Genomic DNA, 15,828 nt, shown 5'->3' with positions numbered 1-15,828 from the left:
AACATCAATTAATCCAACATATCTAAACTTATCTATTTAAACGAATAAAAACACCTATAAAAAGCAACAAAATCTATTTATATATAAAGAAAAACCGCCAAAAAGGCGGTTTTCAACGTTTTTCTAAAGGAGCAAGATACTTTTATTCAACCGTTACAGATTTTGCCAAGTTTCTAGGTTGATCAACATTCTTGTCTAACATTACGGCTATATGATAAGATAATAACTGTAATGGTATTGTTGAAAGTAGTGGCGTCAAAAATTCTTCAGTTTCTGGTATTTCGATCACATGATCTGCCAATCCTTTTACGGTAACATCTCCTTCTGTAACTATACCTATAATCTTTCCTTTTCGAGATTTGATTTCTTGAATATTACTAACTACTTTCTCGTAATGACCTTTTTTAGTAGCAATAACCACTACAGGCATTTGCTCATCTATAAGAGCAATCGGCCCATGTTTCATTTCTGCAGCAGGGTAACCTTCTGCATGAATATAGGAAATCTCTTTTAGCTTTAATGCTCCTTCTAATGCAACTGGAAAATTGTACCCTCTTCCTAAATACAAGAAATTCTTTGCATCTTTATATGTTCTAGCGATATCCTTAATATGCTCATTCGATTCTAAGGCTAGTTTTACTTTTTCAGGTATTCTTTCAAGTTCTTGCAAATAGTAATGGAAATTGCTATTTGATATTGTTCCTTTTCTCTCTGCTAATTTTAAAGCAATTAATGAAAGAATTGTGATTTGTGTTGTAAATGCTTTTGTTGAAGCTACTCCTATTTCAGGTCCAGCATGAGTATAGGCTCCTGCGTGCGTTTCTCTAGATATAGATGATCCAACCACATTACAAACCCCAAAAACAAAAGCTCCATTTTCTTTGGCTAGTTTTATCGCTGCCATGGTATCCGCAGTTTCACCACTTTGAGATATTGCTATAACAACATCATCTTGATGAATAACAGGGTTTCGATATCTAAATTCTGAAGCATATTCTACTTCAACAGGAAGTCTTACTAATTCTTCAAAAATATATTCTGCAACTAGACCTGCATGCCATGAAGTTCCGCAGGCAATAATAATAATACGTTTAGCATTAAGAAGTTTTGCTAAATTATCATCGATACCAGCCATTTTAATAATACCTTCTGCAACTCTCATTCTACCTCTGTAGGTATCACTAATCGCATTAGGTTGTTCATAAATCTCTTTAAGCATAAAATGGTCATATCCACCTTTTTCTATTTGCTCAAGGTTGATCTGTAGCTCCTGAAGATATGGTTCTATAATGCTATCATCTTTTATCTTCCTTACCTTTACTTTTTTATCTCTTCTAACAATTGCCATTTCCCCATCTTCAAGGTATATAGCATTATTTGTGTATTCTAAAAATGGCGAAGCATCAGAAGCAATAAAAAACTCATCCTCTCCAACGCCTATAGCCAAAGGACTTCCTAGTCTTGCTACTACAATTTCATCTGGCTTTTCTTTATCAAAAACAGCAATTGCATAAGCTCCTACAGTCTGATTCAAAGCTATTTGAACAGCTTTTCCCAGCTTGACATTTTCTTTAGTTTTAACATCTTCTATTAAGTTAACCAATACCTCTGTATCTGTTTCCGAAGTAAACGAATACCCTCTATTAGATAACTCTTTACGAAGTGATTCATAATTCTCGATAATACCATTATGAATAATTACTAGATTACCTGAATTAGAATAGTGAGGATGTGAATTTACATCATTGGGAACACCATGTGTTGCCCATCGAGTATGACCTATCCCAATATTACCTTTTGTTGGTATTTCTTTAACTAGTCTTTCTTCTAGATCAACAACTTTACCTTTGGTTTTTGACAATTTAATCTCATTACCATCATAAAGAGCAATTCCTGCTGAATCATACCCTCTATACTCCAATCTTTTTAATCCTTTTAAAACAATTGGATAGGCTTCTCTATGACCTATATATCCTACTATTCCACACATGATTTATTTTTTTCCGGTTAATTTAGTTAGTTTTTAGACTCTGTATAAAAAATATCAAGTTTTAAACTTTTTGCTTCGGGAACACCTGCTCCATTACCAAAAAGAATTGTTCCTTCATGAGAAACTATGGATGAGGTAGGGATAATCTCATCTATATTTGTTGCTGTGTCTCCTACGACACTTGTAACTGCGTTTACATTTTGTGAGATACAAACACCAAATTTAATATTATCAAGATCATTATCATTTAAAAGATTAATGATGTGTTGTGTAATTCTTATTCTATAAAAATCTCCTGCATCATCAGAATCTCTAGTAATTCTACCTAAATGATTAGGTATAGAATTTAATGGTGTATTAAAATCTACTAATCTAAAAGTGACATCTAGAGTATAATCTGCTATAATTGCTCCTGTCTCTAGATTAAAAATATAAATTCTCTCTGGTTCTAATTCAGGATCATTAATATTAAGTGCATCTTGATCTATATAGAATTTAAAACTTGCATCATTTATCAACCAATCTCTACTTCTTAAAAAATCCAGTTCTGTCTTTACCTTTTGAGCGTCTGTAGGGTTATCAATAAAAACAGGTCCTCCATCCTGATCTAACACAAAATCACCATCAGCATCTGTTTCTACATATTTATTAAACAGATCAAGTACTGCATATGAGCCATCTCCTCCTTTAAGATATAGCTTTTCTTCTCCATTAACTTTATCCTGATTTTCTGATTTTAACTCTTCGGCTATAGTGGGTTCAAAATCTGTTCTAATATCATTAACAATAGTACCGCCAAATGTTAAAGTAAGTACTTCCTCATCCCTTGTCGGATTACCATCGCTATCATTAGCCCCATCATTTGTATAATGTAGTGTAAAAGTGATACCCTGAGAATTCAAATATAGTAAATTACCAGAATCACTTACAGCTTCAGCTTTGAGGTAAATACCTCTAAAAAAGTTATTGAAATTATCTTGATTACTTAACTCTATACCATCTTCTTTATCTAAAAATTGTGCTTTAAAACTGTCTAAAACAACTTTTCCCGGGTTACCAGCAACAGTAGGATCATCTTTAAATGCCACTCTTAATTGAGGCGGTATTCTAGTTCTATCAGGTGCTGTATTATCATCGCTACCACCATCATCAGGAACGGTAGTAATTACCTCTGATGCAGATGGCACAAAATTATCATTACTATATAATAAAGTCCCTTCAACTGCGGCACCAAAACTCTCTATATCATTAGAATAGTATATCTGTCTATCGTTTGTAGCAGGATCAAAATCTCTTAAAAAATAATTTGATTGATAAATTGATAATTTAAAAGGATTGCTTTGATATATAGAATCTAAGGTATAGACAGTCTCATTTTCTGTGACATCAACAGTAGTACCATCAGGTTGAGTAAGTGTAACATCAACTTGTCTTGTTTCTGTTCTTGTACTTATGTACGGTATACTCACAACCACACTATCTAAAACAGGATTATTCCCAAACTGTGGATTAAACTGGCTTGGGATAAGTTGAGATAAAATCCCATATGTAGTCTGACCGTAAACCGGGTCATTATACACTCCCAATAATCTAGCATGATTAATTGGTTGAGTATTCTGAGTATATGTCAAGTTTCCTGTTTGAACTCTATCAAACTTTTTGCTATACGCTACTGGTCTTGCTATATATTGTCGATCTTCAAAATTTATTCCTCCTATAACTTCGCTACCAACCGAATTAAAATCATCATCACAAGATAAAAAAGTACATATAACAACAACAATTGTTGTTATTCTAATTAAAGCGTTCATCAATTTCATTAATTTATATCTGTTGTTCTTACTCTACAGATAGAATTTATATTAAAATTTATAAGCATAGTAGCTCATATTATTTTAATTATACCAATACTTCTGTTTGATAGAAGGCTTCGTAGGCATCCGCAAATTCATCTGGTTGTTTATATTCTAGTACAGGCTGGTCTACATTTTCTAAATATTTTACAAGCTCATCAGGAATTTTCTCTGATCCTACAATTACAGCATCAGAGTTATCTATAGCAACTTTCATAACATTATTATATGTTGGCTGCTCTAGAACGCTAATTTTCTCTTCATCGATTCCATCAAACTTGACTTTACCCATCATATTCTTATCCAAAATACCTTCATAACCATGATCGTATACCGAGGTAACTATCTTGCTATGTCCAAATAATGGTTCATTTGCATAATAATTTTTAAGATATAACGGTAAAAGAGATGCTAACCACCCATGAACATGAATTACATCTGGAGACCAATTCAATTTTTTCACAGTTTCAATAACTCCCTTAGCAAAAAAGATTGCGCGTTCGTCATTATCTGGAAACAAATTGCCATCCTCGTCAGTAAGCGTAGCTTTTCTTTTAAAATAGTCCTCATTATCAATAAAATAAACTTGCATACGCTCTTTTGGTATGGAAGCTACTTTAATAATTAAAGGCATATCCAAATCGTTTATTACCAGATTCATTCCCGAAAGACGGATCACCTCATGCAATTGGTGTCTTCTTTCGTTAATATTGCCATATCTAGGCATAAAAATTCGTATTTGCCCTCCTTTGCTGTTCACCATCCTTGGTGCTTCAAAAGACATTGACGAGATTTCGGTCTCTGGTAGGTAAGGTATTACTTCTGATGATACATACAATATCCTCTTATCTTTCATATAATCGATACTTTTATCGTCCTCCTTGTGGAATTAATTTTGCAAAATTACGAAAATTTATGCAGTCTGCTAGTAATATCTTATTTTTGCACCCTTTAAGTTATAGACCAATGCAGGTACACGAAAAAAGACGAGACATTATAAACTATGTTGCAAGTCTTAAAAAAAAGCAGAAAACTATAGGTTTTGTGCCTACTATGGGAGCCTTACACAAAGGTCATCTTGCATTAGTAGAGCGAGCAATTCAAGAAAATAATATTGTGATTGTTAGCATATTTGTGAACCCTACACAATTTAATAACTCTGAAGATTTAGTGAATTACCCAAGAACTTTAACATCAGATGTTAAGCTTTTATCAAGTTTATCGTCTAATAACATTGTAGTTTTTGCTCCTAAACCTGAAGAAGTGTATGCCGAGCAAGTCTCTTCGATTTCGTATGATTTTCATGGATTAGAACATGAAATGGAAGGGAAATTTCGCCCTGGACATTTTGACGGCGTAGGAACTGTACTCAAACATTTGTTTACTATAGTCTCTCCTACAAAGGCATATTTTGGTGAAAAAGATTTTCAGCAGTTACAAATTGTGAAAAAATTGGTTGAGATTGAAAAAATGAAAATACAGATTATTGGTTGTCCTATTTATCGGGAGGAAAGTGGATTAGCCTTAAGCTCAAGAAACAAAAGGTTAAACGAGCTGCAGCTAAAAACCGCACCTATTATCTATAAGACACTCAAACAAGTACAAAAAGACTTTGGCACAAAAAGTGTTACTAAACTAGATGAATGGGTATCTAAACAATTTGAGAACAATGAGGTGCTTACACTAGAATATTTTGAAATTGCTAAGGTGTCTGACTTAAAATCTATTAAGCAAAAACAAAAAGAAACAAAATATAGAGCATTTATTGCAGTATTTGCTGGTAAAATAAGACTCATAGATAATATTGCCCTAAATTAAAAATAACTAACTTTGTAACATGTTTGTACACGTAGTAAAATCAAAAATTCATCGCGTTAAAGTTACTGGTGCTGATCTAAATTATATAGGTAGTATCACTATTGATGAAGACCTAATGGATGCCGCCAATATCATCGAAGGAGAAAAAGTGCAGATCGTCAACAACAATAATGGAGAACGACTAGAAACGTATGCGATACCAGGACCTAGAAATAGTGGTGAAATCACGTTAAATGGAGCTGCAGCTAGAAAAGTAGCAAAAGGTGACGTATTGATATTAATCACATATGCTATGATGGATATCGAAAAAGCCAAGGATTTTAAACCTAAACTTCTTTTCCCTAATGAGGAAAATAATTTACTAACGTAAGTAACGTGAATCCTAAACTTGTAAAACTAATTAAAATAGTGCTCCCACTTATTCTGGGAGTTTTTTTAATTTGGTATTCTATACATTCTGCTACTCCCGAGGAGCGACAAAAAACATTAGAGTACATATTGCAAGCTGATCCTAAATGGATTATATTATCACTTACTATGGGGATTCTTTCTCATCTTTCCAGAGCTTATCGTTGGAAATTTTTACTAGAACCTTTAGGATATTCTATTAAAGTATCTAATAGTTTTATGGCATTAATGATAGGCTATTTAGCTAATCTCGGAATACCGAGATCTGGAGAAATTCTTCGTGGTGGTACAATCTCGACTTATGAAGGCATTCCTTTTAAAAAAGCATTTGGCACCATTATATCAGAAAGAGTAATTGATTTACTTATGCTATTACTTATTATAGGCATAACTCTTCTTTTTCAATCTGAATATTTATTAACGTATTTACAAGAAAAAATTGCAAGCCCATTTATATATCTGGCAGTACTAGGCGGTCTATTATTTGCAGGTATTATTTTCTTAAGAATTATAAAAACCTCAAAAAATCCAATTCTCGCTAAGCTTCGTGATTTTGGCAATGGTATTTTAGAAGGGGTAAAAACAATCACCAATATAAAACAAAAAGGAGCGTTTATTTTTCATACTGCTTTAATTTGGATTTTATATGTCGCAATGTTTTATGTGATCAAATTCACCATTCCTGAAACAGCTTCACTATCACTAGGACCTATACTTGCTACATTCGTAGCAGGATCATTTGCTATGACTTTTACTAATGGAGGTATAGGAGCATTTCCTGTTGCAATTGCCGCTATTTTACTATTATTCGACATAGACAAGCCATCTGGAGAGGCTTTCGGATGGATATTATGGGGATCACAAACCGCAATAAATATAATTATTGGTGCGTTATCCTTTTTGTTTCTGCCCATTATTAACCGAGAGAGATAACAAAATTATTTATATATTGTCCCTTGCTTAACCTTAATTCTATTACTTATGAAAAAAAGTATAACTCTTATTATTGCTTGTATAATAACCGTTTCTGGTTATAGTCAGGCTATCTACGAGTCTTTTAGATCAATAAAACTAGATCAAAGTCGAGAACTAAAAATCCAGTTGCCTCGTAATTATAAAAAAAATGTAAAAAAAACATATCCGTTGATCATTGTATTAGATGCTGACTACCTATTTGAACCTGTTGCAGGTAATGTAGACTATTTTTCCTACTGGGAAGATATGCCAGAATCTATTGTGGTTGGGGTAAATCAGAAAAAAACAAGAGAAAATGATTGTGAGTATGATACGGCAGAATTCTTACCTACTCTTAAAGGTTCAGAATTTTATGAGTTTATAGGGCAAGAATTAGTACCCTACCTAAATCAAACCTATCGTACTGCTCAATTAAAGATCATTGTTGGTCATGATTATACGGCAAATTTTTTGAATTACTTTTTATTTAAAGACAACCCTATATTTCAAGGATACGTTTGTTTAAGTCCAGAGCTAGCTCCGCCAATGGCAGAGCGAATCTCTAGCAAAATAGCTTCTGGTTCTGATATTTGGTACTATCTTGCCACTGCTACAAATGATGCTGAAGGGATTAAAAAAAGCGTTTTAGCATTAGACGAGAAAATGCAAACTGTAGAAAATCTGGAAACTCATTACTTCTTTGATAATTTTGAAGAATCTTCTCATTACACCCTAGTTGGTAGAGGAATTCCTAGAGCTCTAGAGGCAATGTTCGAAATGTATCGTCCAATAAGCAAAAAGACATACAAAGAAGTATTACTTCCTCTAGAAACTTCTGTATACGACTATCTGGTAGATATGTATAGAACAACAGAGCAACTATACGGTATTAAGAGAGAAATACGAGTAAATGATTTTATAGCAGTATCTACAGCTATAGAAAAAAAAGCTAGAGACGAAGACGAAAGATGGAAAGAACTTGAACCTCTAGGGAAATTGGCAATAAAAGAACATCCAGACACTATGCTTGGGCATTATTATCTAGGCATATTTTACGAGCAGACTGGCGAACCTAAAAAGGCAATGAGAGCTTATGAAAATGGTTTCCAATTATCAGAGGTAGCTTTCTTAACAAAGGACTATATGCTAGATAAGGTTAATAAAATTAAAGAAGATTTTGGCTGGTAAATCACCAAAAATCATAAATAGAAAAAAAGGTCCTTTGTAAGGATCTTTTTTTTGTCAACACTACTTTAGGTTTAAAGTCAAATAATAGTATTTTTACATCTCATCTTGTTTTTTATGGCCAAAACCAAAACTGTTTTTTTCTGTCAAAACTGTGGAGCTCAATATGCTAAATGGCAAGGGCAATGTACATCTTGCAAAGAGTGGAATACAATTGCCGAAGAAGTAGTTCAAAAAGCAGAAAAAAACGATTGGAAAAACGCAACTTCTGCTTCAAAAATCAATAAAACTGCTACCCCTCTTCGTATTTCTGAAATTGACACTAGTCAAGAAGCAAGGTATAACACTGATGATGCAGAGTTGAATCGTGTTCTCGGTGGAGGATTAGTGCCTGGTTCATTAACTTTATTAGGTGGTGAACCCGGTATCGGAAAAAGCACTCTTTTACTGCAAATAAGTTTAAAATTACCGTATAAGACACTTTATGTTTCTGGTGAGGAAAGTCAAAAACAAATCAAGATGCGTGCAGAACGTATTGATTCTAAAACAGACAACTGCTTTATCCTTACCGAAACTAAAACACAAAATATTTTTAAGCAAATTGAAGCTACTACTCCTGATATTGTTATTATTGATTCTATACAAACCCTACATAGTGACTATATAGAAAGTAGTGCAGGAAGCATTTCACAAATCAGAGAATGCACCACAGAGCTCATCAAATTTGCTAAAGAAACCGCAACACCTGTTATTCTAATTGGGCATATTACAAAAGATGGAAACATAGCAGGACCAAAGATTCTGGAACATATGGTGGATACTGTTCTTCAATTCGAAGGAGATCGCAATCATGTTTACCGAATTTTAAGAGCTTTAAAAAATCGTTTTGGATCTACATCTGAGTTGGGTATCTATGAAATGCAGGGCAGTGGATTGCGAGAAGTTAGCAATCCTAGCGAGATCTTAATTTCTAAAAAAGATGAAGAATTAAGTGGTACGGCTATCGCATCTACCCTAGAAGGCATGAGACCTTTAATGATCGAAATCCAAGCCCTTGTGAGCACAGCTGTATATGGCACACCTCAACGTAGTGCAACAGGGTATAATCTAAAACGTCTTAATATGATCCTAGCTGTTTTAGAAAAGCGAGCAGGCTTTAGACTTGGTGCCAAAGATGTTTTTTTAAATATTACGGGAGGTATCTCTGTAGATGATCCCGCTATAGATCTTGCGGTAGTTGCTGCCATATTATCCTCTAGTGAAGATATCCCTATCCAGAAAGACCATTGTTTTGCTGCAGAAGTAGGCCTTGCCGGAGAAATACGCCCTGTAACCAAAGTAGAACAACGTATACAAGAGGCTGAAAAACTAGGATTTTCGACCATTTTTGTCTCTAAATACAATAAAATTTCTTTACAAAACACCCAGATTCAAATTCAGTTAGTTGCTAAAATTGAAGATGTTGTAGAGCATTTGTTTGGGTGATAGGTATCCGATTTTTGTAGATAGCCATATATGTGTTGGGTTGGTTTTAATTGTTATCTATCAAAATCTTTCGAAAGATCATTTATGAGAATAAAACAAAAGGAAGAGAATTGGCAAAGTTTAAGAATGAGATGAGGCTTTTTTTTGATTATAATTTATATGTAAAGAGAAACAAAAATTAAATTGCCTATGGATATAAAAGTATACTCATAGGCAATAAAAAAATTAAACTTATACGTTATAGAATTCCAAGTTCAGACAGGATTTTTCTTCCTGCTATGGTACCGTCGTAATTTGTGTGTAAGGCTTTTATTATTTTATCAATTCTTATGCCTTGGTTACTTATCCACTTATTACTACTATTGTCCCATTCTCCTGCAGCGTGATGTAGTGCAACTACATCCCAAAAATTATTAAAAACTGGAGAACCTGATGAACCTGGTTCAGTATCTGTAGTGTAGCGAATTTTATTTGAAAATATATTTGTTATTGTATTTTCTTGAAGTGCTACCTCTTTTCTTCTTGCCCTTGGGTGTTGAACAATATTCAAAAATTGATTTTTGGTATATTTCACTCTTTTTTTCAGTTTAACAAATCCCCATTTTTTACCAGGAAAAGTACATACCCGTCCCCAATTATTTACCCAATCACCTAAAGGAATATTGGGTTGGCCTATATTTATTCCCCTATCTACTGGATCTAAAGGGTTTGGAGTATATTCATGTTCTCGATCTATAACTGTTTCTGGTAAAAGATCCAGATTAAATTTTGAAAAGCTATAGTAGCATTTTTTATTTACCCGAATAAGTGTACAGTCCAAATTTCTATTTGTGTAAAAAACATCATCCGGATCAAATGTATATGCATCAATAGCTAATGGGTTACCAGATAAATCATTTTGATAATTAAACTGTGCTACTAATTTTTTAGCAAATGATTTTGAAGAAATTACATGATTATTGGTTAAAAGCAAAGAAGGAGAAACCATAAACCCAGTAGCCCAACCATCACCAGCTCTAAAACCGCCATAACTTTCTCTAAAAGCTATTCTCGCAACAGCTTTTTGAGTTATCGCTCCTTCCTCTAAAAAGCTTGCGGGCAGAAAATTTCTACGGTCAATTATACGTTCCAAATAATCTAAATCTTCGTAGGCCACACAGCTATCAGTACCTTCTTTGATCTCAGATCCAGGATCTGGTAAATCTTTGGTTTTCAAAACAGGTAATTCCTTTTCCTGCATATTTCCCATTACTTCTGCAATTTTATCTCTCCCGAAATGAGCTAATACTTCTTCTATTTCTTTTATTTTATTATTTTGTTTCATGACTATTTATTTTGTTAAAAAAATTGTTTGATGTATGGTTCCTGAAGAACCTAATTTTATAAAATTTGAATAAATTCTGTTAATACAAGATTTCTAATGCAACAACATCAGAATCACTGAATTCCCCGTCTTCAGTACCATTAAAACAAGCTAGCATTATAGAATCTTCATTGGTTGCTATGGGGGTCTCTGGAATCCATATGGCAGGAGATTCGACTGGTGGAGCAGAAGTTGTAATAGTACCACAACTTTGTCTATCAAACCAATCTTGATGTCTAAATCCTATTCCGTGCCCAATTTCGTGTGTTATAACATGCTCAACCAAATTGGTACTAAAAGAATCAGTCCCTGCAAAAATTTGAATAAATTTCCCTGGTTTTCCAGAATTTGTAGGAAATTCAGCCTGACCACCAGCTAAAGTCGTACCATACTTATATACAACCATATCAGCACGGCCGTAGTCAACACCAAATGTTAAATTAAATATTAAACTTGTATCTAATCGGTTATAGTTAAATACAGCCCAGCGTAAAGCTGTTTGCATTTTACTGGTTAACTCAAATCCATCACCTGTATACCCTAAAATATTAATAGTTCTATTTGCTGACGAAACCAAGTTTGAAGTTCTATATTGCTTGTCTCCATTCTCTAAAGGTTCTAAATCAGGATATGACTCTATTTCATTTATTGGAATTCGAATATCTTCTGTTATGAAATATTCTTCTTTTGATCCGTCAAGTAATGTAATTTCCTCAATAGCTACATTCTTGTTATTAACTCCCATCTTGTCAAGCTTATCTAATTGCTCCTTTGTAGGTTGTTTAATCTGCTCTATGGATTCATTAATTTCTTCTGAATCACAAGAAAAAATAAACAAACACATAAAGATCAACCCCAATTTTAAATTAAATCTTAAGAAAAGTTCCCGATTAAATGGGCAAGAACTCTTTTTCAATTTTAAAGTTTTCATAATACTTTTTGATTTTAAATTAATACTGATGATTGCGCAATCATTAAAATTTCGAAATATACCAGTTAATACAATTTGCACTAAAAAGTAAACAAAGGATAAAAAATCAAAGATTGTGAGAACTATTTTATTTCGTTAGAAAATGAAATTAAGTCATTGTGAAATAGAGGTTTACAATCTTATAAATTTTGAAATTTCTCATAAAAAAAGAAATATTATTACTAAATTATGTTTACTTTTTTTTGATTCAATTATTAATAACCAACTATAAAAAACATACACAATGAAAACTTTTTTTATAAAACCGCATTTTCTCATTCTACTAGTATTAACGTTAAGTTGCTATGCACAGAAACATCAAGGTAAATCGAAGGGACAACTATCAAACGGAATCTCTATTGACCACATTAGAAAACCAGTAATCCCTGATAGCAAGTTAATTAAACCAAAGCTTCCTATGAATCCCGAGGAATTAAGACGAGTTAATAAAATATCTTTTTCTTCAATAAATGACAAGGAGTTCTTATTTATATCTGGGTCTAGCAATAGTAATTCTCAGGCAAGCTCTAAAAATCGAAGGGCTTCCAAAAATAACATTAAAGATAAAATTGAAAACCCTTCTCAATTATCAGACATATGTATTATTAAGCCTAGTAGAGAAGGTTGCTTTATAAATTTATGCACTAAAGAAGAAATTTGTGATATAGTAAGATCTGAAATCGGATCTGTAGAACCACCCAGAGGCTGTAGTACAGGCCACTGTAATGACAAATGGAATCGTATCAATCGATTAAAATATGTAATTCGTCCGTTTAATGAATTTTACAAGGAGATCGTAATATTAGATCAAAAAGGCAACAAGGTGGGAGGCTCTATAAATGAAAAACATTACATAGAAGGAGTTTCTGGTTATGTCGCTTATCCTATTTCATTTCAAAATAAAATTTATGGTGTCGCTCAAATAAAAATTAGGAATATTAGTGGAACATTAAGAAACAAATCTTTTTATGTTAGACCTCAATAATTTTTTGATCGAATATATAGCAAAAGTAATACTAACAATCCTTTTGATCGGAGCCTATAGTAAAACTTATTCTCAGAATAACAAAGATTCGTTACTATTTAAAGCTGAACAATACTATGAAAAAGGGGTTAATCTAAAATATAAAGAAAAAGATTCTTCCCTTTTTTATTTTGATAAATCTTATGAAATATTCAAAAAACAAGAAAATTGGCTTTTTTGTATTTATTTGATCCAACAGTTAAATAGTACCTCTAGTTGGCATTATGATTTAAAAAAACTGGATTTCTATATTAAAAGAGGAGACACCATATTTGAGTATCAAAACTCTTATTTTGATTCAATACCAGAGGGAAGAAAAGTTATTCATCATCATCAAGTTGATAAAATTAATTATTGGAAAAAGTTACGAAGCTATGATCGTGTTAAAGAACTTGCTATTGACTTAAGAAATAGTATTTCTAAAATACCAGATTCTCTTCGTACCATAGAAGAAAAAAAATACTTTAGTGTAGCTCTAGAATATGAGGCATTAGCCTATAAATTCTGGGGTGAGTATACAAAAGCTGAGAAATTATATAATCTTAGTCTAAATTATACACTTCAAGAAATAGGAACTGATTTTGCTCAACAAACCTATACTTTATTAGGGGATCTTTATATTGAACAAGGGCGATATAAAAGTGCATTATCGTTTATTCAAAGGAGTTTGAAGAAAGAAATAAGTACTGGAGAAGAATCAAAAAATAGAGTCGTTACAAAATGTTACACAATTGCCAATAATTATCTAAAATGGTATCAAAAAAACAAAGCCTCGTCTCTTTTGGATAGCGCCAAATATTATCTTTCCATTAGTCATAATAACCTAAAAAATCCAGATCCTTTGCTTTATCGTTATCATTACATTTTAGGTAAGATTCAATTTTTAAATAAGGAATATGAAAAAGCTCTAATTTCTTTGGATACTACTTTACACTTTTTGAGACAGGATTCTACGAAATCCAAAAACCTAGAAATAGCCAGAGTCCATAGACTTAAAGGTGATATTAAACAAGAATCAAATAATGTTATGCAAAGTTTGACACATTACAAGAATGCGATTATGTTATTGTCAGAAAATTTTGAACCTAGAGATGTATTGCAAAATCCTGCATTAAAAGAAGTAAATTATAAATATGAATATTTAAAAGTTTTAAACCAAAAAATAATTGCTCTTGAAAAATCAAAGAAATTACCATCTGCACTTTCTACCGTTGAAGCAGCAGTTGAAGTTATTGATAATATTAAATCTTCTTTTTGGAACGAAGAGGATAAACAATTTTTAATCGAGAATTTTTATCCTGTCTTTGAATCTGGAATCAATATTACATATAACCTTTATAAAAAAACAGGAGAACAAAGTTTTATTGATAAAGCTTTCTATCTATCTGAAAAAGGTAAAAATGTTGTATTACTAGAAGCATTGCTAAACGCTAAAGCATATCGCTTTTCAAACTTACCAAAATACGTTTACGAAAAAGAATATCAACTGAATGATAAAATTAAAACACTAAAAAGGAAAAAACAGTTAGCCGATGAAAATTCTGAACTAATTGCTCTTGATGAGGAACTTTTGGAAAATGAGGAAAATTATAAAAATTTCATTAAAGAAATCGAGTTAAAATTTCCTAGATACTACAATTTAAAATATGATGATCAGGTTATATCTATTAAAGAGTTCCAAAAAACATTAAATAAGAATGATATGGCTTTATCGTACTTTTACGATGAAGAATATATATACATAATTCCAATTTCTAAGGATCAAAAAGATTTTAAGCAGATTCCTATTCAAAAGGGGTTTGAAAAGCAACTTCAAAAACTTATAACATCTCTACAAAATCCAAAATATGATCTTACAACATTAAATAAAGAGTCTTATTCTATTTATCAATCGCTTATAAAATCAATAAGAAATGTTGAAAATGTTGAAAATTTAATTATTATTCCTGATGGGATACTCAATTATATTCCATTTGAAAGTTTATACACTGGTAAAAAATATTTAATCGAAAAAAGCAAAATTACTTATGCAAATTCTGCCACTTTATTACAAAAATTAAAACCCAAAAAAGAAAACAATAAACAAGTACTGGTTTTTGCTCCTTCTTTTTTTTCCGGCAAATATGTGAATTTACCACATTCAAGTAAAGAAGTTAAAGAGATACTATCCTTCCTAAATGGTAAATTGTATGAAGGAGATAACGCAACGGTTGGTTCTTTTGTCAAAGAAAGTCCTTTTTTTGACATAATTCATTTAACAACCCATTCTATATTAGATGACAATTATCCTGAAAGATCACAGCTTGTTTTTACAAAAAATAAAGAAATAGATTCTTTATTGACAAAAGATATCTATAATCTTGATCTAAATGCTTCATTAGTATGCTTAAATGCCTGTGAGACTGGAATAGGACAATTCAAAAAGGGAGAAGGTATGTTAAGTATATCACGTGCTTTTTTCTATGCAGGAGCTTCTAGTATTTTAAGCACCAAATGGAAAGTAAGTGATAAATCTTCTTCAGATATTGTAATAAGCTTTTATAAATACCTCTCCAAAGGCAAAAAGAAACACACAGCTCTTCAATTAGCAAAAACAGACTTTATAAAAAAATATAGTGATACAGACTATATTCATCCTTATTGGTGGTCTGGCATAACCCTTAATGGAAGTACGGAAAGTATCGCTAAAAAGGATTCAGTAATGAATTGGTTTTGGATTGTATTACTACTATCTTTAATACTGTTCTTATATATCAGGAAAATAAAATTTAGATAGAA

12 protein-coding genes are annotated in these 15,828 nt (G+C 32.1%); 7 read left to right on the top strand and 5 right to left on the bottom strand.

Annotation, left to right across the window (positions count from 1 at the left end; translation table 11 throughout):
- Nucleotides 1-142: 142 nt before the first annotated feature.
- The 3 genes from glmS to D1816_RS17745 form a co-directional block, all read right to left on the bottom strand.
- Nucleotides 143-1,990: a glutamine--fructose-6-phosphate transaminase (isomerizing) gene (gene glmS, locus D1816_RS17755; protein ID WP_066315701.1), complete on the bottom strand. Its 1,848-nt coding sequence runs from the start codon at nt 1,988-1,990 to the stop codon at nt 143-145.
- Nucleotides 1,991-2,016: 26 nt separating this feature from the next.
- Complete coding sequence (locus D1816_RS17750; RefSeq protein ID WP_066315700.1) at nt 2,017-3,801, bottom strand: DUF4270 domain-containing protein; 1,785 nt, start codon at nt 3,799-3,801, stop codon at nt 2,017-2,019.
- A gap of 88 nt (nt 3,802-3,889) precedes the next feature.
- The gene (locus D1816_RS17745; RefSeq protein ID WP_066315699.1) at nt 3,890-4,699 is read right to left on the bottom strand and encodes a glycogen/starch synthase; all 810 of its coding nucleotides are present in this window, start codon (nt 4,697-4,699) and stop codon (nt 3,890-3,892) included.
- Nucleotides 4,700-4,809: 110 nt separating this feature from the next.
- Between D1816_RS17745 and panC the strand changes: the two genes are divergently transcribed.
- The 5 genes from panC to radA all read left to right on the top strand — a co-directional run bounded on the left by panC (nt 4,810) and on the right by radA (nt 9,693).
- Nucleotides 4,810-5,661 carry a pantoate--beta-alanine ligase gene (panC, locus tag D1816_RS17740; protein ID WP_118506283.1) on the top strand — a complete coding sequence of 284 codons (852 nt, stop codon included), beginning with the start codon at nt 4,810-4,812 and terminating at the stop codon, nt 5,659-5,661.
- A gap of 19 nt (nt 5,662-5,680) precedes the next feature.
- Nucleotides 5,681-6,031, top strand: a complete 351-nt coding sequence (gene panD / locus D1816_RS17735; protein WP_066315698.1) for an aspartate 1-decarboxylase — start codon at nt 5,681-5,683, stop codon at nt 6,029-6,031.
- A gap of 38 nt (nt 6,032-6,069) precedes the next feature.
- The gene (locus tag D1816_RS17730) at nt 6,070-7,002 is read left to right on the top strand and encodes a lysylphosphatidylglycerol synthase transmembrane domain-containing protein (RefSeq protein WP_240338672.1); all 933 of its coding nucleotides are present in this window, start codon (nt 6,070-6,072) and stop codon (nt 7,000-7,002) included.
- Between the two features lie 48 nt (nt 7,003-7,050).
- Entirely contained in the window at nt 7,051-8,211 is a 1,161-nt protein-coding gene (locus D1816_RS17725; RefSeq protein ID WP_066315694.1) for an alpha/beta hydrolase-fold protein, read from the top strand.
- A gap of 114 nt (nt 8,212-8,325) precedes the next feature.
- Nucleotides 8,326-9,693, top strand: coding sequence for a DNA repair protein RadA (gene radA / locus D1816_RS17720; RefSeq protein ID WP_066315693.1), 1,368 nt, complete (start codon nt 8,326-8,328; stop codon nt 9,691-9,693).
- A gap of 238 nt (nt 9,694-9,931) precedes the next feature.
- Here the strand turns inward: radA and D1816_RS17715 are convergent, their stop codons facing one another.
- Together D1816_RS17715 and D1816_RS17710 are read right to left on the bottom strand one after the other, a co-directional pair.
- Complete coding sequence (locus D1816_RS17715) at nt 9,932-11,017, bottom strand: serine protease (protein ID WP_118504580.1); 1,086 nt, start codon at nt 11,015-11,017, stop codon at nt 9,932-9,934.
- Between the two features lie 79 nt (nt 11,018-11,096).
- On the bottom strand, nt 11,097-11,987 hold the full coding sequence (locus tag D1816_RS17710) for a M57 family metalloprotease (protein ID WP_147405056.1): 891 nt from the start codon (nt 11,985-11,987) through the stop codon (nt 11,097-11,099).
- A gap of 283 nt (nt 11,988-12,270) precedes the next feature.
- Between D1816_RS17710 and D1816_RS17705 the strand changes: the two genes are divergently transcribed.
- Nucleotides 12,271-13,011: a hypothetical protein gene (locus D1816_RS17705; protein ID WP_118504576.1), complete on the top strand. Its 741-nt coding sequence runs from the start codon at nt 12,271-12,273 to the stop codon at nt 13,009-13,011.
- Entirely contained in the window at nt 12,995-15,826 is a 2,832-nt protein-coding gene (locus tag D1816_RS17700) for a CHAT domain-containing protein (RefSeq protein ID WP_118504574.1), read from the top strand. The genes D1816_RS17705 and D1816_RS17700 overlap by 17 nt, the downstream gene beginning before the upstream one ends.
- Nucleotides 15,827-15,828: the final 2 nt, after the last annotated feature.

It is taken from the genome of Aquimarina sp. AD10 (genome assembly GCF_003443715.1).
Taxonomy (GTDB): Bacteria; Bacteroidota; Bacteroidia; order Flavobacteriales; family Flavobacteriaceae; genus Aquimarina; species Aquimarina aggregata.
The sequence above is the reverse complement of the archived record's forward strand: the minus strand, read 5'-3'. Positions and strand labels throughout refer to the sequence as shown.

What these genes read in the sequence shown, in the direction of transcription:
- radA (WP_066315693.1), top strand. Translation starts at nt 8,326, where the DNA reads ATGGCCAAAACCAAAACTGTTTTTTTCTGTCAAAACTGTGGAGCTCAA.
- D1816_RS17700 (WP_118504574.1), top strand. Translation starts at nt 12,995, where the DNA reads ATGTTAGACCTCAATAATTTTTTGATCGAATATATAGCAAAAGTAATA.
- D1816_RS17745 (WP_066315699.1), bottom strand. Translation starts at nt 4,699, where the DNA reads ATGAAAGATAAGAGGATATTGTATGTATCATCAGAAGTAATACCTTAC.
- D1816_RS17750 (WP_066315700.1), bottom strand. Translation starts at nt 3,801, where the DNA reads ATGAACGCTTTAATTAGAATAACAACAATTGTTGTTGTTATATGTACT.
- D1816_RS17710 (WP_147405056.1), bottom strand. Translation starts at nt 11,987, where the DNA reads ATGAAAACTTTAAAATTGAAAAAGAGTTCTTGCCCATTTAATCGGGAA.
- D1816_RS17715 (WP_118504580.1), bottom strand. Translation starts at nt 11,017, where the DNA reads ATGAAACAAAATAATAAAATAAAAGAAATAGAAGAAGTATTAGCTCAT.
- D1816_RS17705 (WP_118504576.1), top strand. Translation starts at nt 12,271, where the DNA reads ATGAAAACTTTTTTTATAAAACCGCATTTTCTCATTCTACTAGTATTA.
- glmS (WP_066315701.1), bottom strand. Translation starts at nt 1,990, where the DNA reads ATGTGTGGAATAGTAGGATATATAGGTCATAGAGAAGCCTATCCAATT.
- panC (WP_118506283.1), top strand. Translation starts at nt 4,810, where the DNA reads ATGCAGGTACACGAAAAAAGACGAGACATTATAAACTATGTTGCAAGT.
- D1816_RS17725 (WP_066315694.1), top strand. Translation starts at nt 7,051, where the DNA reads ATGAAAAAAAGTATAACTCTTATTATTGCTTGTATAATAACCGTTTCT.
- panD (WP_066315698.1), top strand. Translation starts at nt 5,681, where the DNA reads ATGTTTGTACACGTAGTAAAATCAAAAATTCATCGCGTTAAAGTTACT.